The organism is Sorangium sp. So ce281 (genome assembly GCF_051527395.1).
GTDB classification, from domain to species: Bacteria; Myxococcota_A; Polyangia; order Polyangiales; family Polyangiaceae; genus Sorangium; species Sorangium cellulosum_B.
Genome location: NZ_CP150322.1, coordinates 9,348,842 through 9,373,459, shown reverse-complemented (window position 1 = coordinate 9,373,459; position 24,618 = coordinate 9,348,842). Strand labels below are relative to the sequence as shown.

Below are 24,618 nucleotides of genomic sequence, written 5' to 3'. Positions count from 1 at the left end.
GCTGCGCGGGTTTGCTCAGGAATCGGGATACCGGGCCAAGTTTTCTGCGCCGGGACGCCCGCGGCTTGGCTGGCGCGCATGTCCACGTGCTCCTATGACAGGGCCGCAAGAGGCATACCGCCTGCTCGTGCTCTGGTGTGGTGGCGCCGTGTTCCAAGAGCGTGCCCGGCTGATCTGGGCAGGGATGTACACCCATCGTCCGCGAGAGCACCCTCCTGCTGGATCCGAGGGTCGTCTGCCTGTGATCGAAGACGAGGAGAGGCACCGTTCGCAGATCCGCGCGCTGACCGAGGCCAGCCGCGCGCTCGCGTCGGCGTGTTCGGCGCCCGCGGTTCAAGAGATCGTCCTCTCGGCGGCGACGCGTCTGAGCGGCTCCGGCAGGGCCGTCCTGATCTTGAACGACGAGGGCGGGCGTCCGGTCGTGCGAGCGGCGCTGGGGCTCGATCCGGCGCTGCTCGCCGAGCTCTGCGGCCGCCCGCTCCCGAGCGCCGACGACGGGATAGCGCGAGCGCTGGACGGGGCGGCCCACGTCGCCGCCGCGCCGCTCGTCGTCGGCGGCCTTGTCTCTGGCGTGCTCGCGGTCGAGCGGGACGCCCCGGCCTCCGGCGAGGATGCCTGGCTGATCGAGGCGCTCGCCGATCAGGCCGCTGTCGCGCTCGCTGGCCCCGCCGATGGCGCCGCGCACGCAGGCGCCCGGGAGCCGCGCGCGCGCCTGGAGGCGGACGTACAGGACGAGCGCTATCGCCTCCTCGGTCGAGCGATCAAGGACCCGATCTGGGACTGGGATATCCGGACGGACCGGGTCGAGCGCAACGTGACGTTTCACGAGGTCTTCCGCTACACGCCCGAGCAGACGGCCCCGACCGGCGCGTGGTGGGTGGGCCGCGTGCTGCCCGAGGATCGCGACCGCATTGCGCGCGCGCTCGAGGAGCTCATCCGCGGGGGCGCCGACACCTGGTCGGCGCAGTACCGCGTCTACCGCGGCGACGGCTCCGTCGCCCGCGTGTTCGATCGCGGCACGGTCCTCCGCGACGCGGGAGGCAAGGCGATCCGCATGGTCGGCGCCTCGGTCGACCTGACCGAGCGGTTCCGGATCGAGAGCGCGCTCCAGGACCGGGAGGATCGGCTCCGGCTGGCCACGTGGGCGGCGGACGTGGGCACGTGGCGGGTCGACCTGGAGACGCGGTACGACACGAGGGACGCGAGCCTGAACCGCATCCTGGGCCTGGACGAGCGCGAGACGACGCAGCCCATGGGCGACTGGCTGAGCCGCGTCCACCCGGAGGATCTCGACGCCGTGATCGCCGCGCACGAGCGGAGCGTCCGCGAGCGGTGCATCTACGACGTCATCCACCGCGTCGTCCGCGCCGACGGGTCGATCCGGTGGGTCCACGATCGCGGGCGCATCGTCGCCGATCGGGACGGCTCCCCGCTGTTCCTGACGGGCGCCGTCGTCGACATCACCGAGCTGAAGCAGCTCGAGCACGAGCGCACGGAGCTGCTCCGCCGCGAGCAGCAGGCGCTCGCCCAGTCGGAGAAGGACCGCATCCGGGCCGAGGACGCGAACCGCATGAAGGACGAGTTCCTCGCGACGGTCTCCCACGAGCTGCGGACGCCGCTCACGGCGATCCTGGGCTGGGCGCGGCTGATCAAGGACAAGGCCCTCGCCCCGGAGCGCGTCAAGCAGGGCATGGCGTCGATCGAGCGCAACGCCCACGCGCAGGCGCAGATCGTCGACGATATCCTGACGGTCTCCCGGATCATCACGGGCAAGCTGCGGCTCCGCACGATCACCTTGGATATCGCCGCGGTCATCGAGGCCGCCGTGGACACCATCACGCCGACGGCGAAGGCGAAGGAGATCGAGATCCGCGTCGAGCCGGGCGAGAGGCTCAGCCACGTGTGCGGCGACCCGGATCGCCTCCAGCAGGTCATGTGGAATCTGCTCTCCAACGCGGTGAAATTCACCCCGAAGCGGGGGCTGGTCACCGTCCGGGTGGGGCGGAGCGACTCCCAGGTCGCGATCTCGGTCACGGACAACGGCAAGGGCATCGCCACGTCGTTCCTGCCGTATGTGTTCGACCGCTTCCGCCAGGGCGACTCCTCGCCGACGAGGGCTCACGGCGGGCTCGGCCTGGGGCTCGCGATCGTCCGCCACATTGTCGAGCTGCACGGCGGCACGGTGGAGGCGGAGAGCCCGGGCGAGGGGGGAGGGGCGACGTTCACGGTGACGCTCCCCCTGCCCGCGGCGCCCTCCGCCGCGCACGAGCGGCCGCCGCCTGCGCCGGGGCGCGCCCCGCTGCGGAGCGGGGAGCCGCCGCTCTTCGGCGTTCACGTCCTCGTCGTCGAGGACGAGCCGGACGCCCGGGAGCTGCTCGCGTTCTTGCTGGAGGGAGCGGGCGCGCGGGTCACCACGGCCGACTCGGCGAGCGAGGCCATGAGCGTCCTGGAGCGGCTGAGGCCCGATGTCCTGCTCAGCGACATCGGTATGCCCGGGGAGAGCGGCTATGCGCTGATCCACCAGCTCCGCGCGGCGGGCCGGGACGAGATCCGGCGTATCCCCGCCGTGGCCCTGACCGCCTATGCCCGGATCGAGGACCGGAGGAGGGCGCTGGCGGCCGGCTTCCAGAAGCACGTCGCCAAGCCGATCGACCCTGCCGACCTGGTGCAGGTCGTCGCGGACCTCACGGGCCGCTCGGGCAGCGACGGGGCCCCCGCCCGCCCCCGGCGCGGCGCCCTCCTCGGTTGACCCCGCGCGGTCGCGTCAGGCGAGCTCGACGCCGAGCAGCCACAGCATCAGCGCCTTCTGCACGTGCAGCCGGTTCTCGGCCTGATCCCACACGCGCGAGCGCGGCCCTTCGAGCGTCTCGTCGTCGATCTCCTCGCCGCGGTGCGCCGGCAGGCAGTGCAGCACGATGGAGTGCTGCGCGGCCTTCGCCATCACCCTGGCGTCCACGGTCCAGCCGGCGAACGCGGCGCGGCGCTTCTCCGCCTCGGCCTCGTGCCCCATGCTCGCCCACACGTCCGTGTTCACCACGTCCGCGCCCGCCGCGCCCTCGCGCGGGTCGTGCGTGATCGTGACGTGGCCCGTCTTCCGCGCGCGCTCGACCTCGTCCGCGGGCGGCATGTACCCCTCGGGCCCGGCCAGCACGAGGTGGAAATCGAAGAGCGGCGCCGCCTCGAGCCACGAGCGCGCCATGTTGCTCGCGCAGTCGCCGAGGAACGCGATGCGCCGGCCGGCGATGCCGGTCCTGTCCCCGCTCGCCGCGAGCGCCTCCTGGATCGTGAAGATGTCGCTGAGCACCTGCACCGGGTGGCCGTCGTCCGAGAGCGCGTTGATCACCGGCACGCTCGCCTCCGCCATCTCGAGCAGGCGCGCGGTCGACGACGTGCGGAACGCGATGGCGTCGCAGTACCGGGCGAGGACGCGCGCCGTGTCGCGGATCGGCTCGCCGCGGGCGAGCTGGCTGCCCTGGGTGCTCAGCACGACCGGATGGGCGCCGAGCTGCGCGGCGCCGACCTCGAACGACACGCGCGTGCGCGTGCTCGCCTTCTCCAGGACGACCGCGATGGCCCGGCCGGCGAGCATCGTCGTGCGCCGCCCTTTCGGCTCCTCCTTCAGGCGAGCGGCGAGCCTGAGCACGCGGTGCGCTTCGGCCAGGGTGGTGTCCGTGATCTTGAGGTAATCGCGCTTCGCCATTGTCCCGCCTTCCGCGTCGCCGCCGTCCGGGCGCGCCGTCGCGCCGCGGGCAGCCCGCGACGCAGGGCGCGCCGTACGCCCGTCGTGATGTGGCACAACCGGGACGCCGCCGTCAATCGGCCGTGGATCCGCCGTGGACCGCGCTCAGCGCCAGATCTCGATCTGCCACGCCGCGTCCGAGATCTGCTCGACCGACGCGCGGATCCCGAGGAGATCCCGGAGCAGCCCGAGGTGGGTCGTCGTGTGGGATGACGGGCGCACGGTCCGGAAGGCGCCGCGGCCCGCGAGGGCGATCGGCAAGAGCAGCTGATCGGCCAGGTGCTCGCCCACGGGGACGCCCGCCGCGAGGTAGTCGCGCGCCTCCTCGGCCGCCTTCGCGGCGACGGACTCCGCGCGCACGCCCTTCGCGCCGAACCCGGTGAAGACCTCGGTCACGTGCTCGCTCTCGACGGCGATGGTGATCACGTTGCCCGGGCCGTTCCCGCCCCTCAGCACGCTGGGCTTGAAGCAGCCCGGCTCCCAGCCGAGCACCGCCGCCGCCGCGTCGAGCTCGCGCGCCGCGATGGCGCCCGGGAGGTTCGACACCGTCGCGACCGCCCGCCGGCCGCGGATCTCCCCGCGCTCGAGGAGCTCGAGCGGCGCGAGCGCCGGCGCCGGCGCGATCGAGACGCGGGCCAGCCCGCCGCCGGCCGGGTAGAAGCCGGGCGTCACGAGCGTCGCGGTGACGTCCGGCCCCATCCTCCGCACGAGCGGCAGGTAGGCGAGGTCCAGGAAGTCGAACGGCGGCGCCAGGGGGTTGTGCGTGCCGCCCTCGAGCGTGAGCGCCGACGGCGCGGGCGCGCGGAGCAGCGCGGGCAGGACGGTCTGCAGCACGAGCGTCGTGCTCCCCGCGCTCCCGACCTGGAACGTGTGCTCGCCGGGGACGATCGCGGTCGGTCGAAACACGATCTCCTGCGACCCGAGCGCGGCGCCCGACACCTCGGCGCGGCCGATCTGGGCCGCGGCCCGGACCGACGTCAGGTGTTGCCGCATCAGGCCCGGGCGCGCGCGGCCCTTGCGGATCGAGGTGATACGGACGGGCGCCTGCGTGATCAGCGAGAGGCCGAGCGTCGTGCGGAGGATCTGGCCCCCTCCCTCTCCGATGGATCCATCGATGGTCAGCATGGCGATCGGCTCTCCCCTGGATCAGCGATATCACGGCGCCGGGGCGCGGCTCACCCCTTCACGCAGACGACCTGCCGCAGGGTGTGGACGATCTCGACGAGATCCTTCTGCGCCCGCATCACGTCGTCGATCGGCTTGTAGGCCGCCGGCGTCTCGTCGATCACGTCCTCGTCCTTGCGGCACTCGACGCCCGCGGTCGCGGCCTCGTGGTCGGCGACGGAGAAGCGGCGGCGCGCCTCGCCCCGCGACATGACGCGGCCCGCGCCGTGGCTCGAGCTGCAGAAGCTCTCCCGGTTGCCGAGCCCGCGGACGATGAACGAGCGCGCGCCCATGCTGCCCGGGATGATCCCGAGATCGCCCGCCTGCGCGCGGACGGCGCCCTTGCGGGTCACGAGCACGTCCTTCCCGTAGTGGTGCTCGCGCGCCACGTAGTTGTGGTGGCAGTTCACCGCCTCCACGGTCGCGTCGAAGGGCGGCAGCTCGCCCGAGCCGCGGAGCGCCTCGACCACCTGCGCCATCATCAGCTCGCGGTTCACCGCCGCGAAGTCCTGCGCCCACGACACGGCCTGCATGTAGTCGTGGAAGTGCCTCGTCCCGTCCGGCAGGTAGGCGAGGTCGGCGTCGGGCAGGTTGATGAAGAAGCGCCTCATCTCCTGCTTGGCGAGCTCGATGAAGTGGCTCCCGACCCGGTTGCCGACGCCGCGCGACCCGCTGTGCAGCATGACCCAGACGCGGTCCTCCTCGTCGAGGCAGAGCTCGATGAAGTGGTTGCCGGTCCCGAGCGTGCCGAGGTGCTCGATGGCGTAGCCGCGCCCGACGCGCGGGTGCTTCTCGACGATCTGCCGGTACCGCGGCTCGAGCTCGGCCCACGCCGCGACCTGGGCGGGGGGCGGCGTGCGCCACGCGCCGCGGTCGTTCTTCCCGCCGTTGTCGGTGCGCCCGTGCGGCACGGCGCCCTCGATCGCCGTCCGGAGCCCGCGCAGCGCGTCCGGCAGCTGCGACGCGGAGAGGCTCGTGCGCGCCGCCATCATCCCGCAGCCGATGTCGACGCCCACCGCCGCCGGGATGACCGCGCCGCTCGTCGCGACCACGCTCCCCACGGTCGCGCCGATGCCCTGGTGCGCGTCGGGCATCACGGCGATCCACTTGTGGATGAACGGCAGCGCGGCGAGGTTCTTGAGCTGCGCCTCCGCGGCGGTCTCGAACGGCACGCCGACCGTCCACGCCTTGATGGGCACGCCCGAGTCCGTGGGGATGACGTTGTAGCTTCGCTCCATGGCAAGGTCTCCGGTGAGGGGTCGAGCCGTCCGGCGCGGGCCGCGGCGCGCGTTCGCGGCGGGGTCCGTCGGTCTCTGTCGTTCGGTCGCTCTGTCGCTCCGTCGGCTCGGCGTTCCTGCGTATCGCACGGCGCGTGCCACCCGAAATCCAGGCGATCACGGGCCGCTGGCCCTGCGGATTAGACGTGTGTATAAAACGGTTAGAGAAAATTCTATGACGCGCAAGACGACCGTGGTCCTCGGCATGCTGGGCCCGACGCTGGACACCGGGAAGACGCCGGAGCGCTGGTCGCGCTGGCGCCCGAGCGTGGCGCTGTGCCAGCACGAGGACCTGATCGTCGACCGGTTCGAGCTGCTCTACCAGCGCCGCTTCGAGGGCCTGGCCGGGACGGTGATGGGCGACGTGCGGCGCGCCTCGCCGGAGACGGACATCCGCGGTCACGTGGTCGAGGTGGACGATCCGTGGGACTTCGAGGCGGTGTACGGCGCGCTCCACGACTTCGCGAGGGCGTACCCGTTCGCGCCGGACCGGGAGGACTACCTCGTCCACATCACGACGGGCACGCACGTCGCGCAGATCTGCCTGTTCTTGCTCACGGAGTCGCGGTACCTCCCGGGTCGGCTCATCCAGACGTCGCCGCCGAAGCGCGACCGTGAGGAGCTCGCGGCCGGGTCGTTCACGATCATCGATCTCGACCTCTCGAAGTACGACCGCATCGCGTCGCGCTTCCAGAAGGAGCAGCGCGAGGGGGTGTCGTTCTTGAAGAGCGGCATCGACACGCGCAACGCGGCGTACAACCGGCTGATCGAGCGGATCGAGCACGTGGCGATCGCGTCGCGGGCGCCCATCCTGCTGATGGGCCCGACGGGGGCGGGGAAATCGCAGCTCGCGCGGAAGATCTACGACCTCAAGAAGGGGCGCCGGCAGGTGGGCGGCGACTTCGTGGATCTGAACTGCGCGACGATCCGCGGCGACGGCGCGATGTCGGCGCTGTTCGGGCACACGAAGGGGTCGTTCACGGGGGCGCTCCAGGACCGCCCGGGGCTCTTGCGCAAGGCGCACGAGGGGGTGCTGTTCCTCGACGAGATCGGCGAGCTCGGCGCGGACGAGCAGGCGATGCTGCTGCGGGCGATCGAGGAGAAGGCGTTCTTGCCGGTCGGCTCGGACAGGGAGGTGAGGAGCGAGTTCCAGCTGCTCGCCGGCACGAACCGGGATCTCGCGCTGGAGGTTCTGGCGGGGCGCTTCCGGGAGGACCTCCTGGCGAGGATCAACCTGTGGACCTTCCGGCTCCCGGGCCTCCGGGAGCGGGTCGAGGACATCGCGCCGAACCTCGAGTACGAGCTCGACGCCTCGGCGCGGCTGCTCGGCGTGCGGATCACGATGAGCCGCGACGCGCGCGCGCGGTTCCTCGAGTTCGCGACGTCGCGAGAGGCGGTGTGGCCGGGCAACTTCCGGGACTTCAACGCGGCCGTGACGCGGATGGCGACGCTCGCGCCCGGGGGACGGATCGGGGTGCCGATCGTGGAGGAGGAGATCGGGCGGCTCGTGGAGGCCTGGCGGCGAGCGCCGGCGGCGGGCGGGCGGGGGCTCGCCGCGGGAGGCGCGGCGGGTGAGGGGAGCGACGGGGACGAGCTCGTGGTCGCGGCGCTCGGCGCGCGCCGGGCGGCGGCGCTCGACCCGTTCGACAGGGTGCAGCTCGCCGAGGTGCTGCGGGTGCTGAAGGGCGCGCGGTCGCTGTCGGAGGCGGGACGGGTGCTGTTCGCGGCGTCGCGGGTGAAGAAGAAGAGCGTCAACGACGCGGACCGGCTGCGGAAGTACCTGGCGCGGTTCGACATCGACTGGAGCGAGGTGGTGGCGGAGGGCGGGTAGAGAGGGCTCCCCCCTATCACGGGGCCAGGACCGAGCCTGGGCAACGACGTTGCGGCGCCGAACCGTCGAGGGCCGCGCGCGGCCGATGCGCGATGCTCCCGCGGGCCGTGTCACGCCGCGAGCCGTGACATGTCACGCTGCAGCCCGTGAGATGTCACGGAGAATGGGCCTCACAGCGCGGCGGGCGGCCCGTCGTCCAGCGCGTGGAACGCGACGGCTCGAGGCATCTCGCGCGCTCTGCGCCTGGCACGTGGAGTGCTACGTGCTAGTCCGAGCGGCCGAGAAACAGCGTTTTCCACAGCGGCCTGTGCTCACGGGATGACAATGGCAAATCACGAGAACATCAATCCACCGGAGCGCACCAGGTCGTGTCCTTCTGCCGCTGGCAGAGGAAGAAGCACGACGGCGGACTGGGCCACGAAAGCCTGCTCGAAGGCGTTGACTTGCTGGTGACGGAAGGGTTCAAGACGCCGGCAGCAGCGCAGAACTTCGAAAACCTGGGTGACGAGTTCGGGGTCAGCAACGTGCCATGAATACGATCGATCCGATGACGTGCGCGATCGGTGTCGCTCTCTGGGCTCTCTTGGCCGTACCCCTCGGCTGCCAGGCCGAGGCGGAGGGCCACGAGCCATCCGTCGTGCCTGACGGCAGCATGGATCCGGCCGGTCCGGAGGTGACTGGCTGGGAGGTCGCCTCGGCCGATGGATCCGTGTGTCGGCATCCGGCGGTGGTGGCGGAGTGCGCGAATGGTTGGTGTCGCGTTCCGCCGGGCTGCTTCATCATGGGCTCGCCAGAGAGCGAGCTCTGGCGTGGTGAGTACACCGAGATTCCAAGGGCGGTCACGCTCGAGCGCGGGTTCGAGATCGGGCAGTTCGAGCTGACGCGCAAGCAGTGGTCGGAGCTCGTCGAGTTCATGCCGGAGAAGCCGGTGAAGGTCCAGGATGGTACGGCGACCTGCGAGGACGACGCGTGTCCGCTCCGGTATGCGACGTGGTTCGAAGCCCTCCTCTTCGCGAACCTGCTCTCCGCACGTCACGAGCCGCCCCTCGCGCCCTGCTTCGAGCTCTCCGAATGTCAAGGCGAGCTGGGCCGCGGCGTGATTTGCGGCCGCGTGGGCCTCGCGGGCGACGCGGCGAGCGTCTACGAGTGCGAGGGCTATCGCCTGCCAACGGAGGCAGAATGGGAGTACGCCGCGCGCGCGGGGACGAGGACGGCCTACTACGGAGGTGACATCACCGGAGCGAATCCGGACGCGCGCTACGACCCCGAGCCGAACCTCGAGCCCATCGCATGGTATGACGTGAACTCGGGAGCGCGTACGCACCCCGTGGGGACGAAGCGGCCCAACCGCTGGCTCTTGTTCGACATGCTCGGCAACGTCGTCGAGTGGACCAGCGATCGACCCGTCTTTCACGATGCCGAGGGGCCAGTGACGAACCCTGCCACGGAGATCACCCTGAGGACCGACGGGACAGATCTCCGCGTGACCCGAGGCAGCAACGCCGCGGGCTCGCGTTTTCAGCTGCGAGCGGCCAGCCAGAATTACCCCGCATCGGACGCGGCGTACCGAGGCGTCGGCTTCCGTCTCGTCCGAACCCTCAAGTGAAGGCTCAGCCGCCGGGCGCCTCGTGGTCGCGGCGCTCGGCGCGCGCCGGGCGGCGGCGCTCGACCCGTCGACCGGGTGCAGCTCGCCGAGGTGCTTCGGGTGCCGAAGGGCGCGCGGTCGCTGTCGGAGGCGGGACGGGTGCTGTTCGCGGCGTCGCGGGCGAAGAAGAAGAGCGTCAACGACGCGGACCGGCTGCGGAAATACCTGGCGCGGTTCGACATCGACTGGAGCGATGTGGTGGCGGAGGGCGGGTAGAGGGGGGAACGGCGAAAGGTCGCTCACCTCGGGTGACAGAAGATCCTCTGTGCGATCCCGTACCCCCGGAAGAGCGACGCTATCCCCCTACGTTATCCATGCATCCAAGGCGACGCCCTCCCTCAACAGCGTGCGGGCCCGGTTGACGGCGGCGCAAATGGGCTGATATCCATCCAATGGGCCAGCTGGGGGCGCCCCGGCGGCGCGGGTCCGAACGGAGGTCAGATGAAGCTCTACTACTCGCACAACTCAAACCCACGTCTCGCCGTGGCTGTGGCGCGGCACGTCCAGGCGCCGGTGGAGTTCATCCGCGCGGCCCCGTTCGCGCCGGACCAGATCGAATTCTTCCGAACGCTCAACCCCAACACGCGCGTTCCGATCCTCGTCGAGGACGGCACGCCCCTCTGGGAGGCCGACGCCATTGCCTGTCGCCTGTGTCAGCTGACTGGCTCGGACTTTTGGCCCGCGCCCGCTCGTCTGCCGGAGCTCTTGCGCTGGCTGAGCTGGGCGCACCAGCATTTCAATCCGCCGGCGAGCGCGCTCTACTTCGAGTACATCGTCAAGCCCACGTTTACGACCGACCGAGCAGAGCAGTCGGTGATGGACCAACACCTGAAGGAGTTCCGACAGTTCGCGGAGGTCCTGAACGGTCTCCTGAAGGGCCGCCGCTGGCTGATCGACGACAAGCTGAGCTATGCCGACTTCCGCGTGGCCTTCGTCTTTCCGTATGCCGCGCGCGCGCGGCTGCCCTTGGCCGACTACCCCGAGGTGCAGCGGCTGTCGAACCAGCTGGACGAGATCGAGGCGTGGCGCGAGCCGTTCAAAGGCCTGGAGGGATGAGATGAGGAGCCCGCGGGCGCGCGTGGCAGGCTGAGCGCGCCTGCGCTGCGAGCTCGAGCCGAGCTACCGAGGGGAGAAGGAAATCACTCTGGCCTCGTCGTCTTCAGCACCGACCACTCGACGTCGCCGAGATCCACGAGCTGGTCGTGGAGCAGCCGCGGGGGCCCATAGACGGCGACGCCGATCTGGGCGTCAAAGTATCGCGCCGCGGCGCGCTGCAGCTGCTCGGGGCTGATGGCGCGCACCCGGCGCTCCAGCGTCGCCAGGTGGTCGAGCGGCAGCGCGTTCAGATAGAGGTTCGCGAGCGTCCCGGCCAGACCGGGAGTCGACGACACAGCAGCGGCCGTCTGGCCGAGCAAGCGCATCTTCGCCGTCTCCAGCTCGGCCAGCGTCACCGGAGAGCTCTTGATCCGCCGGATCTCCGCCAGGATCTTCTCCAGGCTCTCACCTGCGCGATCGAGATCGGCGCTGAGCTCGATCAAGAATCGGCCAGCGGTCCTGCGTTGATAGCACGCGGCGTGCACCCCATAGCTGATTCCCGTGTCGTGCCGGAGCGTGGCCGCAGAACGCGACACGGCGAGCCCGCCGATCAGCATGGCGATGAGATCGAAGGTGAGGGCGTCCGGGTCTGACAAGCCGGCGCATGGCAAAGCGACGACCAGGCTGGCGTCAGACGTGCCACCCGCGATCGCACCGATCCGGATCTCCCGGTCGCCGCGGGGGATGACCGCTGGCGGCGCTGGCTCAGGCGGCACCTGACCCTGCGCAGGGGACCATGGGCCAAAGTGGCGGCGCGCGAGCGTGAAGATCGCCTCGGCTTGCACGGCGCCCACGGCGATGAGAGCGCTGTCGCGCGGGCCGTATTGCCGTGAGTAAAAGCTCCTCACCTGATGCGCGGAGAAACCCCTGAGATTGCTCCCAAAGGCCTTGAATGGCAGCGCCAGAGGGTGATCAGGGCCATACAGCCCCTCGAGGGCGAGCTCGTTCAGCTGGGAAGAGATGCTGAGGGAGCGGCTGAACAGCGCCTGGGACTGCGCGCCGCGTGCGCTCTCGAGCGCGTCGGCGTCAAAGACGGGGTGCTGGACGAGCCGCGCCAGAAGCCATGCCGCCTTATCGGCGCCAGACGCCAGCGTCGTGATCGCGATCGCGGTTCCGGCGGAGTTCACGCTCCACCCGGGGAGCTCACCGCTGATGCGGAGCTTGCGCAGGACCTCGCCGTTTTCCAGCCGCGTCCCCTCGTTCAACATCCGGGCCGCGAGCTCCGCGAGCCCGGCGTTGCTCGGCGCTCCATCGTCGCGGGCCGCACGGTTGACGTAGACCAGCGTCACGAGCGGCAGCTCGGGCCGCTCGACGACGAGCGTCGTCATGCCGTTCTCGAGCTCGGCCGAGCGGATGTCGTGGACCCGCAGCGCTGGCTCGGCCGTGAGCGGGGGCGCGTTCGCGCGGAACTCGGCGTCCGGGGTCGGCGTGAGCGGCGGCAGGGGAGGAGGCAGCTCCACCCGCGAGCCGCAGCCCGCGAGCGCTGCACCGAAGAGCGCGGCCCACCCCATGCTTGCTCGCCTCATGCGGACACCTCAGCGTGCGTCGACGGTCAAGTTGCCCTCAGGGGACGCGAGATCCTCGGGCTCCACGCGGACGAGGCGGGCGACGAGGCGCCGATCCGCCGTGAAGTAGCTGCGCAGGCGCAGCGCGTCGTCGGGGGTGACGCCGCGGATCTCAGCGATCCGCTGTGCCACGTCGAAAGGTCTCGACGTGGAGCGCAGCGACTGCAGGTGTCGGAACGCGCGCCCGATCGGCTGATCATGCGACATGAGCTCGCGGACGATCGCTGTCTGTTTCAGCTCCGGTAGCAGGGCGCCCCAGTCCATGGTCCACATCTGGCGGATTTCTCGCTCGATCGCCGCCTCGACGCCGTCGTGGGTCGCGTGCTTCGTCAGGGTCGCCGAGACGGAGAACACCGATCCCAGGTCCAGGTCGTCGATGTCCGCGTCGACGTGCGACAGGGTCCCCTGATCATCGACGAGGCGCGCCCGGAGCGACTGCCCCAGCGCGTAGGCGAAGAGCCCCGCCGCGACCCGCTCGCGCGACGAGGCGAGCGGCGCCGCCCAGCACATCTCGATCTGCTCACGATGAACCGCATTCTCGAAGGTCACCCGCTGCGCCGTAGCGAAGGCGGGCGGGGCCGTCCACCTTCGCACGAACGGCGCCTTCGGATTGACCACCGGGCCGAAGTAACGCTCCACGAGGGCGCGGGTCGCCTGTGGATCGATGTCGCCGACCAGGATCAGGCGCGCGTTGCTCGGACGGTAGCCTTGCTGGAAGAACCACTGCGCGTGCCGCAGCTCGATCGCCTCCAGATCGTCGAGAGGGAGCGCTGGGCCCGAGTAAGGGTGGTCCTGCCCGAAGATGGCGCGCCAGGTGTGGCGCTGGAACATCTGCTCGATGCCGTATTTCATCAAGAGCTCGTTGCGCACGATCTTCTGCTCGAGCGCGAGCGCCTGTTCGTTGAAGCGCTCGAGCGTGAATGCCATGCGCTCGCTCTCGATCCACAGCGCGAGGGGAAGCGCGGCCGCTGGCGCGAGCGCGTAGTAGGCGGTGTAGTCGGGGGTCGTGGTCCCGTTCATGCGGTGCACCCCCGCTCGCTCGAGCAGGCTCAGGGCATCGAACGGCTTCATGTGACGCGAGCCCCGGTACGTCATGTGCTCGACGAGGTGCGCCAGCTGGCTATAGCCCCGCGGATCATCTCGGCTGCCGATCTCGTACGCGGCGATGACGGCGACCGTCGGCTGCCTGTGATCTTCCTCCAGGAGCACCTCGAGGCCGTTGGCCAAGCGGAAGTGGGCGGCGCTCTGAGCCAGGCCCTCGATGCCTCCCGCCGCCGAGCGGGCGCCCGGAGCTCCCGCGGGGTCCGCCGCTGCCGCGAGGGGCATGGCGGCCGCCAAGAGCCCCGCCACCAGCCCTGCGGCCCTCGCTCGCCCCGGCGCGCGGAGTCTCGGCTCTTTCTTGGCGTTCAATGGTTCACCCCTCGCGTGCTGTCTCCTGGCGCATGGACGCTGGAACGGCCGTCCGTGTCAAGCGCGCCGTATGGGGCGGTGTCGCCGGAGCGCCCCCTGACGGCACCGCTCGTCGCTCGCCTTTTGTCGTGCGTGCTGGCTTGTGTGGGAGCGCTCGACGTGGATGCCGTCCGTCGCGAGGGTCTCCCGTCCCGCCGGCGCTACAGAGAGCATCTCTGGATATTTACCGTTTCAGTTGACGGTTCCTCCCGACGGCGCATTGTCCTGAGCTGTTGCGAGCCGTGACGCAGCGAACAGGGATTTACCGGTTCATCTTGTCGGCGTGGATCGATGACGGAGGTCACCTCCGCTGTTGATCGTGGCGCCGAACTGCCCCAGAGTGCCCGGCGCTGGAGGTCGGTTTCGATGGCTTTTCGTTCATTTCACCAGGCACCTTTCCTGGCCCTTACGCTGGGGGCGGTAGTCCTCCTGGCGGCCTGCTCGGATGACGACGGCGGCGGCGGCTCGTCAGCGAGCTCCGGGGGCACGGGCGGCTCGTCGGCGAGCTCCGGGGGCTCCGGGAGCACCACCGCGCAGGGCACGGGCGGCGCGGGCGGTGGTACGGGCGGCGCCGGGGACACGGGTGGCGGCGGCACGGGCGGCGGCGGCGGCACGGGCGGTGGCGGCGGCACCGGCGGCGGTGCGGACGCGCAGGGGATCGTGCCCAATCCCATCATCTCTCGCGGCAAGCCCGCCTTCGCCTCGGCGGGGACGGCGTCGGCGATCAACGACGGCAAGTACAGGTCGGCGGGGACCTGGATCGCGGGCAAGCCCACCTCGGCCGCGCCCGCCTGGGTCGCCATCCAGGTCGGCACCGGGTACGAGCGGCTGCTCCTGAGCTGGACGGCCTCGTACAACTACAACTACACGGACGTGCAATACGGGGCGCCGGGCGCCTACCGGGTGGAGACGTCGAGCGACTCCACGAACGGCTCGGACGGCACCTGGACCCAGGTTGCGGAGGTGACCAGCAACCCGGTCCGCACGCGCGCCCACAGCTTCGATTTCGGCGGCAAGAGCTGGGTCCGGCTCGTCGTGACCGCGGCCCCCGCGACGACCGACGACACCGGCGTGCAGCTCGACGAGATCGACGTGCACGACATCTCGAAGGGCGCGGAGGACACGTGGTTCTTCCTCGGCGACAGCATCACGGCGTACGCCTACGACCGCGACACCCCGGCCACGCAGCCGAGCTTCGCCGAGAACGTGCACGCGGCGCACCCGGCCCACTACCCGGCGATGATCAACGGCGGCATCGGGAGCGAGCTCACGAAGAGCAGCGACAAGCCCAGCGCGCTCGATCGCATCGATGACGTCCTGGAGCTGAACCCCGACTTCCACTACTTCGCCATCGGTTACGGCACCAACGATTCCTGGGGCCAGACCGACCCGAGCACCTTCAAGGCGAACCTGCAGCAGATCATCGACAAGATCGAGGCAGCGGGCCGCGTCCCGGTGCTCGCGCACATCCCGTTCTCGCCTGACGGCAACCACGACGCGGTCCCGGTATTCAACGAGGCGATCGACGCGCTGACGGAGGAGAACGGCCTCCCTCCTGGGCCGGATCTGTATACGTGGTTCAAGGACCACCCCGACCGGTTCACCGACAAGGTGCACCCGGATCCCGCCGGGCGGGTGGCCATGAACAAGCTCTGGGCCGACGCCGTGGACGGGCTCTACCCGGCCCAGCGGTAGCGCGACCAGACGCCGGGCGACACGCGACCACGCGACCGAGCGCGCTCGCGGCGCCGGCGCGAGCCTTGACGCCACGCGGCCGCGGGAGCTAACTCGATCTGGCGAACTACACGGATCAGGCCAAGATCAAGGCGTTCGTGGGCGCGTTCCAGGGGGCGGCTTGGCGGTTCCCTTCCCCGGCCGACCTCCCGCGGTAGAGATAACGGGCGCCGGAGCGGAGCCGTGATGGACGACGATCGGGACGAGCGAGAAGAGGAGGACACGAAGCGGGACATCGCTCCCTACGTGCCGCGCCGCCCCGTGATGGCGGTGATCGGCAACGGCCTCGCGGTGGACGCGGCGACCGAGGTTGTGTGCGTCGAGCTCGGGCGGCGCGCCGTGGAGGCGGGGTTCCGGCTGGTCACCGGGGGGCTGGGGGGCGTCATGGCCGCCGTGTCGCGCGGCGGGCGCGAGGCGACGACGTGGCGCGACGGCGATATCCTGGGGATCCTGCCAGGGTACGAGGCGTCCACGGCCAACCCGTACGTGGACATCGTCATCCCGACCGGCATGCAGATCGGGCGCAACGTCCTGGTCGTCGCCATGGCCGACGTGGTCGTGGTCGTCGGCGGCGGCGCGGGCACGCTGAGCGAGATCGCCGTCGCCTGGCAGCTCGGCAAGCCGGTGCTCGCGCTCGCGACGAGCGGGGGCTGGGCGAGGCAGCTCGCCGGGGGGCGCGTGGACGACCGGCGCTCGGATCGGATCGTGTCGGTCGCGAGCGCGGAAGAGGCGGTGTCGACGGCGTGGGAGACGGCGGGCCGCGGCCGCGGCCGGGGGGCATGACAGGGCGCCGCGCGCGCGGCGCGGCCGCCGGGCGAGCCGGCCGCGCGGCGGCCCGTGCTAGCCTCCGCGCCGATGCCGGAAGCGGAAGAGGACGAGATCCAGCGGCTGAGAGCCCGCGTCGGGACGATCCTCCACGGAAAATGGCGGATTGACGCGCTGATCGGGGCGGGTGGGATGGCGGCCGTCTACGCGGCCACCCATCACGTGGGGCACCGCGTGGCCATCAAGATCCTGCACCCGGAGGGCGCCGTGTCCCGGGAGCTCCGCGCCCGCTTCGAGCAGGAGGCGCTCGCCGCCGCGCGGCTCGGGCACCCGGCCGCGGTGCAGGTCCACGACATCGACGTGACTGAGCGAGGCGAGCCGTTCCTGGTCATGGAGCTGCTCGACGGAGAGAGCCTCCGCGAGCGCGTGTTGCGGCTCGGTGCGATCGATTCGGGCGAGCTCCTCGCCCACATGGACACGCTCCTCGAGGTCATCAAGGCGGCGCATGACGCCGGGATCGTCCATCGGGACATCAAGCCCGACAACCTCTTCGTGACGCGCGATGGGCGGCTCAAGGTGCTCGATTTCGGGATCGCGCGCATGAAGCAGGGCGGCTCGGGGCTGAAGACGCGGACGGGCGCGGTGCTGGGCACGACGAGCTACATGGCGCCCGAGCAGATCCTGGGGAGGAACGTGGACGGGCGGGCCGACCTCTACGCGGTGGGCGCGACGATGTTCACCGTCCTCGCGAACCGCCGGGTCCACGACGACGACGGGCTCACCGAGGGAGAGCTCCTCGTGAGGAGGGGCACGACGCCGGCTCCTCCGCTGCTGACGGTGGCGCCGGGCGTGGATCCGCGGGTCGCGCGCGTCGTGGACCGCGCGCTCGCCTTCCAGGTCGAGCGGCGCTACCCGGACGCGCAGACGATGCTCGCCGACGTGCGCGCGCTGCGACGGGGCGAGGAGCCGCCCTTCGCGACGGGGGAGCTGGCCAAGATGGACGAGCGCACGCGCGCGCATGGCCGGGCCATCTCCGACGGGCCGCCGGCGGGGGCGCGGTTCCCGAGCGCGAGCCCGCCGGGGGTGGGGATGCCGGCGGCGGTGGCCGCCTCGACGTGGGCTCCTCCGGGCCAGCCTTATCCGGGGGCGGGGGCCGCGCCGCGGGGGCCGCGCGCGCCGGGAGCGACGCAGATCGCCGTCGCCGGCGGGGTGGGGGTGCTCCTCTTCTGCGTGGGAGTCGGCATGGTGCTGCTGCTCTGGCCCTCCCGCGACCAGGGCGCCGGCGACGCTGGCGACGCTGGCGACAGCAACGCGCCGGTGTCCCTCCCGAACGCCGCGCGGGCCCGGAGCGCTGCGGCGCTCGCGGTCGACCCCGCCGGCTGCCCGCCGGGCGTGCCTTGCACCTGCCCGGGCGGCAGCCCGGGAAACGCGCCGGCGAGCTGCCTGCTGACGTGCGGCGACGCGCCCGGCTGCAGGCCGAGCTGCTCTGATCGAGAGAGCTGCGCGAGCCACTGCGCCGGTGACTGCCAGTCTTCCTGCGCGAGGAGCAAGGGGTGCAGCACGACGTGCGGCGACGGCTGCTCCACGGACTGCCGCAACGCGGAGACGTGCCAGGTCAACTGCGGCGCAGGGTGCTCGATCACCTGCGAGGACGTGAACAAGTGCGCCCACGTCGTGGGCGACAGGAGCGTCGTGAGGTGCAATCGGGTCGGAGGGTGCCAGGTGATGTGCATGGGCTCGTGCGCGGTGGCGTGCTCCAATGCCGGGGGAGGATGCCCGGTGACCTGCGTGGGGCAGGGGCCCGCGGTGAAGTGCGGCGACGGCCGCAACGCGTGCGGGGACGGTTGCTCGCTGCCGCGGTGAGATTGGGCTGGCGTGCCTGCGAGCCCTCGCCGCGCCTCAGAGCCGCGCCTTGCGCAGCGCGAGCAGCCAGTCGTTGAGCTCTCCCTGGTTGGGCGGCTCCTCCGGCAGCACGGCGTGATCGCGGGCCGCCTCGAGGGTCGTGAAGGCGCGGGCGATCTGCTCGGCCCAGCGCTCGGCGACGTCGGGAGCGAGCGGCGCCTGCTCCCCGGCGCGCTTGGCCTCGACCAGCTCGCGCGCGGCGCCGAAGCCGTAGAGGTCGAGGAGCGCGGTGACGTCGGTGACGATCTCGCCCGTCCGGAGGGCGTGGGCGCCGGTCAACGTGGTCCTGAGGACGTAGAGGAGCTTCTTCGCCGACGAGCGGCCTCCCGCCTCCCAGGCGCGGAGCTGGCTCGTGGCGAAGCCGACGTAATGGCGGAAGATCCGGCGCGAGAGCGCGGCGGCGACGAGCGGGCGAAGCGAGGCGAGGTCGGGATCGACGTGCAGCTGGAGGGGGCCGAGGATCCGCTCGATGTAGTTGCCGTTGCCCTGGAGGACGCCGATGAGGACGGGGTGGAGCTCGTTCGACGTGTAGTCGATCTCGACGCCGTCGATGACCTGCATCCGCTCGGGGCTCGCGTTGCCGCGGTGGAGGCCGAGCAGCCTCTCGGTCGGCTCGACGTGGACCGCCTTGAGGTCGAGGTCGCTGTCCGGCGAGGGGAAGCCGTACGCGTGGGCGCCGCTCAGGGCGATGACGAGGTGCGAACGCTTGGCCTCCTCCTCGGCGATGACGCGCGCCGCGACCTCCTGCTGCTTTGCTTCGAGCACCTGAGGGTTCATCCGTCGTCCTTTCTCTCCTCGTTGCCGGGCGCGGGGTCGTCGGGCGTGGGGGCCGCGCCTCCGTCGTCCCAGGCCGCGACCGGCGCGGGGGGAGCGTCCTTGCCGAGGGGGCCGGGCTCCGCCGCGAGGTGCCGGCGGGCGATCTCCTCGCGGACCCGCCGGAGGAGCACGTCGGCGCGGGGCACGTCGGGGTGCGGCGGCAACCTGGTCGCGAGCCGCGCGGCCTCGAGGTCGGGCGTCATCGCCTCGGCGAGCTCGATGGTGCGTTCGAGCGGCCAGGCGCCGCTCTTGATGGCGAGGAGCGTCTCGCGGAGATCGCCCTGCACGACCAGGTCGACCTCGCCGTCGCGCAGCCAGCGGATGGCGGTCGCGATCAGGCGAACCAGGTTGTAGGCGTTCTTGGGGCGGAGGTCGCGGGAGAGGTCGAGCGACGTCCTGTCGGCCCGGGCGAAGGCCGCGAGCGAGGCGAAGTCGCGCGCGGGGAGGAGGCCCTGGTCGTGGAGCGAGCGGTAGAGCTGCTTGATGTACTCCTTCGCCTGGAGCTCCCGGTCAACCTGGGTCGGCGCGGCGCGCGGGCTGACGGCGGCGAGCTTCCGGGCGACGTCGTCGAGCGCCAGCGAGGGGTCGTCGGCGAGCCAGTCGAGCACGCGCTCCCGGTGCTCGGCCAGCCGGTGCGCCTGCGAGAGCCGCTTGAGCTGCGAGAGCGCGTAGCGGCCGAAGCTGCCGTAGATGGCCGAGGAGACGAACGCGTCGCGCGCCTCGAGGATCCAGGCGCCGATCTCGTCGCGCGCCTCGGCGGTGCGGACGAAGAGCAGCTCGAGGGTGTTCGGGTCGGCGCGCAGGGCCTGCCGGATGGCCTTCTCGACCTCCCAGTACGAGGCGCTGCCGTCGGCGCTCACGAGGTCGCGCGGCGGTTCGGCGAGGCCCGTGGTCCAGGGGAAGGGGAGGGCGAAGACGCCGCGCCGGTCGGTGTCGGACCCCTCGTTCGCGAGCCCCCACGCGCGCGACCCCACGACGGCCTCGAGGACGACGGCGGGCAGGAGCGCGTCCCAGGCGGCGCTGCGCCGCTCCGCGTGCCGCACCTGGCCGGTCTTGCGCGGGACGAGCTCGTCCCGGCGGTAGCGGACGACGCCCACGCCGACGAGCATCACGTCGAGCTCGGCGCCCGCCGAGCCGACGACGCGCCCGATGGCGCCCTGCGGGACGCGGCGCTCCCCGAGGACGCGGTCGACCCGGGTGGTCACCTCGGTGCCGTGGGGCAGAGGGACGGCGAGCGGATCGAGGTGGGTGAGGCCGCGCAGGCGGAGCTCCATGCGAGGACGCTACCATGCGGGACGGCGGGGCCGAGCGGGCTCGTGCGGGACGTACGGCGCGGCTTGCCTCGCTTTGCGGAGCTCGATCGAGAGGGGCTCAGGCGGGGTGGGGCCGTGGCGCGCGGCGGGTCCTGCGGGGTGGGCCGGTGCGCTGGGGGGGCGGCTGCGGTACGGTGACCGGCGATGATCACGCGGATCGAGGTCGACGGGTTCAAGTCGCTCCGCGGCTTCGGGCTGGACCTGGAGCCGCTGACGGCGATCGTGGGCCCCAACGGCGCGGGCAAGTCGAACCTCCTCGACGCGCTGCACCTCCTGTCACGGCTCGCCCAGACCAGCGTCACCGAGGCGCTGAAGGGCGGTCGCGGGGCGATCCGGGATCAGTTCTCGCGGCTGCGGGATGGAGCGGCGGGGAAGATAAGCATCTCGGTGGAGATGCTCCTTCGGGCGGACAGGGACCTTCCTGGGGAAGAGCAGCTAGTGACGAGGGTGCTTCACAAGACCGACATCGGGCGTGCCGTCCTTTCTTCAGGGATCGAGGACATCACCGTCGATGAACAACGCTTCCTCGTCTTCGATGATCCAGCTGCGGACGAGTGGATCCAGCAGCATCCGGCGCTGCTGCCGTTCGCTCGTTACAACGCCCCGAACAGCAATCGTATGGAGAGCGTTTTCAAGTTGGAGGGCACAAGATCCGTCACCGGTCCGGATACTCGGGTGGCTCGTTGGAATGATTCCGGACTGGAGTGGAACCCTGCGTTCGCCCGCACCCTTCAGCACCGCGGAATTCTGGTGGGGTCGCTCGCCTCTCGGAACTGGGTTGGCAGAGTTGCGAAGGAGCTCAGCGCAATCCATGTCGTTCACTTCGAACCCTCCAAGCTTCGCCTCTCCAGCGATCGCGCTGCAGGCCCGACCCTCGCGGCCGATGGCTCCAACCTCCCGACCGCGCTTGCCGCGCTGGCCCCCGAGGCGCGCGCGCAGATCCGGGCCGACCTCGCGGAGCTCATCCCGGGTTTTCGCTCGTTCGAGGTGGCTCCGGCCGACGAGGAACTCCGGCTGGAAGTGGAGTTCACGGACGGCGCCCGCGTGCCCGCCCGCGTCCTCTCGGACGGCACGCTGCGCCTCATCGCGCTGCTCACGCTCCTGCGCGGCTCGCCGCCCGGCGCGCTGATAGCCGTCGAGGAGCCGGAGAATGGCATCTATCCCGGCCGGCTGCGCGCGCTCATCGACAAACTTGTCGACGCGACCACGCCCAAGGGCGACGTGCTCCCGCCGCAGGTGCTCCTCACGAGCCACTCGCCGGCCATCCTCGCCGCGCTCCAAGGGAGGCCCGAGTCGCTCGTCTTCGCGGATCTCGTCCGGCGAGGCGAGGACCTCCGCTCCACGCGCATGCGCCATGTGCGCGCTGCCGACGGCCCGGAGCGCGACCCGAGCACGGTCTCCCGGCGAGAGATCGAGCGCATCCTGGACGCCGCGCGCCCGGAGGACGAGGCGTGATCTGGCCATGTGCAGGGGTTTACGCCGAGGGCCCGACGGATGACCGGTTCCTCTGCAACTTGATCAACCGTATCTTGCCGCCGCTCGCCGTCGAGATCTGCAAGGGCGGCTTCTATATAGATGATGCCCGGCGCATCAGTGAGCCGCGACGCATGCGGGGAGCCAGCCGGGAAGAGCGGATCGCCGCGGCGATCGAGGAGAGCTGGAGCGAGTGCAACCTGTTCGTCGTGCACAGCGACGGCGAGGGCGCTCCCGATGAGGTGCGGCGCGAGCGGATCGAGCCGGGCCTCGCCCGCGCGCGGCGCGCGCGCCCCGAGCTCGCCGCGGCCGCCTGCGTCCCCGTGCGGGAGACCGAGGCATGGATGTTGGCCGACCCCGAAGCGTTCTGCCGCATCTTCGAGACCGACCGGACGCCGCTCTTGCCTCCCGATCCCGAAGCGGAGTCCGACCCGAAAGCTGTCCTGGAGACGGCGCTTTGTGGCCTGGGCGCGCGGATGGGTCGAGGCGTGGAGGAGTACTATGCGGTCCTCGGGGCCGAGGTGCGCCTCGGTGCACTGCGGCGCCTCGCGGCGTTTCAGCAGTTCGACGAGGAGTTGCGGAAGGCGATCGCTGCCATCGCGACCCCCTGGGGCGCATAGGCCGCTCGCCGATCGCGCACGACCTTCGTGTGTCTGGGTCGAGTCCGGGCCCCTCATCGAGAGCGCCCGCGCGTCACGCGCCGCCGCGCAAGCGATGCGGGCATCAGCGCGTCGCCAGCGGATCGCTCCGCGGGCTGGCAGCCCGCGCCGGGTCTACCGGTCGGGTTTATCCGGCCTACGCCCGGCGGTCACCGCTCGACCAGCAGCACCGGGCTGCCCGAGAGGGCGAGCGTCACCTTGCCACCGCTCGCGTCGGCGGAGGTCTTCGCGCCGTCCCACGCGCGGACGTCGAACCCTGTCGCCGTCGCGAGCCCGACGCTCGCGGACGCGTTCTCCGTGCTGCTCGGGGTCACGGCCCAGAGGGCGATCCGGCGCTTGCCGTCCTTCGTGAATACGACGCCGCGAGCGCTCGCCGGCAGCGCGAGCTCCGTGGTCGCGCGGTCATCGTAGGACGCGCCGAAGAGCACCTCGTTGAGGGTGGTGTACGCCTTGCCGAGGTCGGTCTTGGTGGCCTGATCCACGGTGGCGAGGGCGCCGACATCGTTGTAGAGCCCCATGTGCGCGAACACGTCGTCGCTCCCCTCCTCGCCGTTCGATAGAATGAACCAGTCGACGCCGCCGATGCCGTGCGCCTGCGCCATGGTCATCATCTTGATGAGGTAGTTGCGTGCATATTCCGGGCTACCCACCTCCGGGTACTCCGGCGTCGGCGCGAGCGGCGCGCCGTTCTCCGAAACATTCCACCCTTGCACCTCCACGCCGGCGCCGGCGAGCGTCGCGGCGAAGGCGTCCTTCGATGCGAGGAAATCGTCGACGGACGCGTCCGAGCTCTTCGGGCTGAAGATCGGGTAATAGTGAAAATCGAGCACATCGATATAGGTGCCACCCTTCTCCGGGTAATCCGGCGTGACCGCCCCGCCCTCGGGGTTGTCGGTGTAGCGCAGGATCGCCGAGAGGAACGTGGGGTATCCTATGCCTCCGGTGGCGATCCGCGCGTCCGGATCTGCCTTGCGCGCGGCCTCTTTCGTGACGCGCAGCATCCTTATGTAGTCGAATATCGAGCCGTTGAACCGGGGGAGATCGGCGGCCTTCGGCGGCTCGGTGCTCCATGTCTGGGTGACGCGCCAGTCTGCCACCCAATCGGGCTCGTTCCACACGTGCCACAGCTTGACCCAGGACTTGTAGGTGTCGACGGTCCGATACACGTACGAGGCCCACGCGTTGCCCGGATTCACCGTCCCGTCGGCCGAGAAGATCGGCTCGTAAAGGCTCTTCGGGATATAGTACTCGTTCTGCCAGTCCTCCGCGCCGGCCGGCGCGACGGTCAGATCCACGGACTCGGATCCGATGAGAAATCCGATGTGATCCGCCATGCCCAGGGACGCGTAGGATTGAACGTCGCCGACCTCGATCTCGTACCCCCACCTCGCGAAGTGGGCCGCGGGCAGCTTGACGCGGAGGCTGCGGACGCCCGCGAGCGCGGCGAGCGTCGCCTCCTTGTCGTCGCCCCAGTCCGCATTGCGGTGGCCGAGGTTGGCGCCGTAGCGAAACGCTCCAGGGAGCCCGCCGTTGCCGCCGTTGCCGCCGGAGCCGCCGTTTCCCCCGTTCCCACCGCCTGCGGAGCTAGTGTCGCTGCCGCCCGACGCGTCGTCCCCCGGCGAGTCGTCCCCCGAACCACACGCAACGACAGCTGCAGCGCACAGCAGAACGGACCATCGACGCATGAACATTCCTCCTCCGGGCGGAGCCCGGAAGGCAGTGTAAAGGAACTTTCCCCAGCTGAGGCGGTCCGGCTTCCGGCTGGCAGCGATCCGACCCAGGCCGGGTGGAGCAGGTCGGGGGAGCGCGACCCACGTCAGGGCAGCGGAGCATGCTCGCCCGTCGGTTCCACGCCGGGGCGTAGGCTGACGAGCCAGGGCGACGCAGACGCATCTCCCGCCGAGAGCGCCGCGCATCGGTAGGGTATTGCTCGATCGCGCAGTAGATTGCGATTGCTCCTGTTCTGGCTCGCCCGGCCGGTCCTGCAGGGGTCGGGCGAGAATGCTCGCCGCGCGCTGCGGTCCCCGTATCTCGAGGCGGGGCGTCGCGTGTGTTCTCGGCTGGTACGTCGCTTGCCATTGCGCCCAGCTGTGGCCAACGCAAGAACGGAATCGAACATGCCTGGAAACTGATGGAAGGTCTCCAAGATTCACCTTGGAATAGAGCACCGCAGAGCCCCAGCTCGGCGCGG

General features: G+C 71.0%; 18 protein-coding genes and 1 pseudogene. 11 read left to right on the top strand and 8 right to left on the bottom strand.

Annotation, left to right across the window (positions count from 1 at the left end):
* The first annotated feature begins 241 nt into the window (after positions 1-241).
* Complete coding sequence (locus WMF27_RS35615) at positions 242-2,749, top strand: PAS domain-containing protein (RefSeq protein WP_437764418.1); 2,508 nt, start codon at positions 242-244, stop codon at positions 2,747-2,749.
* Between the two features lie 15 nt (positions 2,750-2,764).
* Here WMF27_RS35615 and argF read toward each other — a convergent pair whose 3' ends face one another.
* From argF to WMF27_RS35600, 3 genes are all read right to left on the bottom strand, one after another.
* Complete coding sequence (argF, locus tag WMF27_RS35610) at positions 2,765-3,700, bottom strand: ornithine carbamoyltransferase (RefSeq protein ID WP_437764419.1); 936 nt, start codon at positions 3,698-3,700, stop codon at positions 2,765-2,767.
* A 144-nt stretch (positions 3,701-3,844) separates the two neighbouring features.
* Positions 3,845-4,864: an RNA 3'-terminal phosphate cyclase gene (rtcA, locus tag WMF27_RS35605; protein WP_437764420.1), complete on the bottom strand. Its 1,020-nt coding sequence runs from the start codon at positions 4,862-4,864 to the stop codon at positions 3,845-3,847.
* Positions 4,865-4,914: 50 nt separating this feature from the next.
* Complete coding sequence (locus WMF27_RS35600) at positions 4,915-6,141, bottom strand: RtcB family protein (protein ID WP_437764421.1); 1,227 nt, start codon at positions 6,139-6,141, stop codon at positions 4,915-4,917.
* 214 nt (positions 6,142-6,355) lie between these two features.
* On the opposite strand from WMF27_RS35600, the gene rtcR reads away from it, so the two are divergent.
* The 5 genes and pseudogenes from rtcR to WMF27_RS35575 all read left to right on the top strand — a co-directional run bounded on the left by rtcR (position 6,356) and on the right by WMF27_RS35575 (position 10,712).
* Complete coding sequence (rtcR, locus tag WMF27_RS35595) at positions 6,356-8,011, top strand: RNA repair transcriptional activator RtcR (RefSeq protein WP_437764422.1); 1,656 nt, start codon at positions 6,356-6,358, stop codon at positions 8,009-8,011.
* A 368-nt stretch (positions 8,012-8,379) separates the two neighbouring features.
* Positions 8,380-8,544 (top strand): hypothetical protein, encoded by a 165-nt coding sequence (locus tag WMF27_RS35590; RefSeq protein WP_437764423.1) that lies wholly within the window; start codon positions 8,380-8,382, stop codon positions 8,542-8,544.
* Positions 8,541-9,617, top strand: coding sequence for a formylglycine-generating enzyme family protein (locus WMF27_RS35585; protein ID WP_437943301.1), 1,077 nt, complete (start codon positions 8,541-8,543; stop codon positions 9,615-9,617). Before WMF27_RS35590 ends, WMF27_RS35585 begins: the two co-directional genes overlap by 4 nt.
* Positions 9,618-9,636: 19 nt before the next feature.
* Positions 9,637-9,872, top strand: a pseudogene (locus tag WMF27_RS35580) (sigma 54-dependent transcriptional regulator); the annotation flags it as partial.
* A gap of 225 nt (positions 9,873-10,097) precedes the next feature.
* The gene (locus WMF27_RS35575) at positions 10,098-10,712 is read left to right on the top strand and encodes a glutathione S-transferase family protein (RefSeq protein ID WP_437764424.1); all 615 of its coding nucleotides are present in this window, start codon (positions 10,098-10,100) and stop codon (positions 10,710-10,712) included.
* An 83-nt stretch (positions 10,713-10,795) separates the two neighbouring features.
* Here the strand turns inward: WMF27_RS35575 and WMF27_RS35570 are convergent, their stop codons facing one another.
* Together WMF27_RS35570 and WMF27_RS35565 are read right to left on the bottom strand one after the other, a co-directional pair.
* Complete coding sequence (locus tag WMF27_RS35570; RefSeq protein WP_437764425.1) at positions 10,796-12,277, bottom strand: M16 family metallopeptidase; 1,482 nt, start codon at positions 12,275-12,277, stop codon at positions 10,796-10,798.
* A gap of 9 nt (positions 12,278-12,286) precedes the next feature.
* The gene (locus tag WMF27_RS35565; RefSeq protein ID WP_437764426.1) at positions 12,287-13,642 is read right to left on the bottom strand and encodes a M16 family metallopeptidase; all 1,356 of its coding nucleotides are present in this window, start codon (positions 13,640-13,642) and stop codon (positions 12,287-12,289) included.
* Between the two features lie 489 nt (positions 13,643-14,131).
* On the opposite strand from WMF27_RS35565, the gene WMF27_RS35560 reads away from it, so the two are divergent.
* From WMF27_RS35560 to WMF27_RS35550, 3 genes are all read left to right on the top strand, one after another.
* On the top strand, positions 14,132-15,460 hold the full coding sequence (locus WMF27_RS35560; RefSeq protein ID WP_437764427.1) for a GDSL-type esterase/lipase family protein: 1,329 nt from the start codon (positions 14,132-14,134) through the stop codon (positions 15,458-15,460).
* 225 nt (positions 15,461-15,685) lie between these two features.
* The gene (locus WMF27_RS35555) at positions 15,686-16,282 is read left to right on the top strand and encodes a TIGR00725 family protein (protein ID WP_437764428.1); all 597 of its coding nucleotides are present in this window, start codon (positions 15,686-15,688) and stop codon (positions 16,280-16,282) included.
* Between the two features lie 72 nt (positions 16,283-16,354).
* The gene (locus WMF27_RS35550) at positions 16,355-18,127 is read left to right on the top strand and encodes a protein kinase domain-containing protein (RefSeq protein WP_437764429.1); all 1,773 of its coding nucleotides are present in this window, start codon (positions 16,355-16,357) and stop codon (positions 18,125-18,127) included.
* A 36-nt stretch (positions 18,128-18,163) separates the two neighbouring features.
* On the opposite strand, the gene WMF27_RS35545 is transcribed toward WMF27_RS35550, so the two are convergent.
* Together WMF27_RS35545 and WMF27_RS35540 are read right to left on the bottom strand one after the other, a co-directional pair.
* Positions 18,164-18,943 (bottom strand): nucleotidyltransferase domain-containing protein, encoded by a 780-nt coding sequence (locus WMF27_RS35545; RefSeq protein WP_437764430.1) that lies wholly within the window; start codon positions 18,941-18,943, stop codon positions 18,164-18,166.
* Entirely contained in the window at positions 18,940-20,256 is a 1,317-nt protein-coding gene (locus WMF27_RS35540; RefSeq protein WP_437764431.1) for a DNA polymerase beta superfamily protein, read from the bottom strand. Before WMF27_RS35540 ends, WMF27_RS35545 begins: the two co-directional genes overlap by 4 nt.
* Before the next feature lie 183 nt (positions 20,257-20,439).
* On the opposite strand from WMF27_RS35540, the gene WMF27_RS35535 reads away from it, so the two are divergent.
* Entirely contained in the window at positions 20,440-21,750 is a 1,311-nt protein-coding gene (locus WMF27_RS35535) for an AAA family ATPase (RefSeq protein WP_437764432.1), read from the top strand.
* Positions 21,751-21,809: 59 nt separating this feature from the next.
* Positions 21,810-22,388, top strand: coding sequence for a hypothetical protein (locus tag WMF27_RS35530; protein ID WP_437764433.1), 579 nt, complete (start codon positions 21,810-21,812; stop codon positions 22,386-22,388).
* Between the two features lie 188 nt (positions 22,389-22,576).
* On the opposite strand, the gene WMF27_RS35525 is transcribed toward WMF27_RS35530, so the two are convergent.
* Positions 22,577-24,112, bottom strand: coding sequence for a hypothetical protein (locus WMF27_RS35525; RefSeq protein WP_437764434.1), 1,536 nt, complete (start codon positions 24,110-24,112; stop codon positions 22,577-22,579).
* Positions 24,113-24,618: the final 506 nt, after the last annotated feature.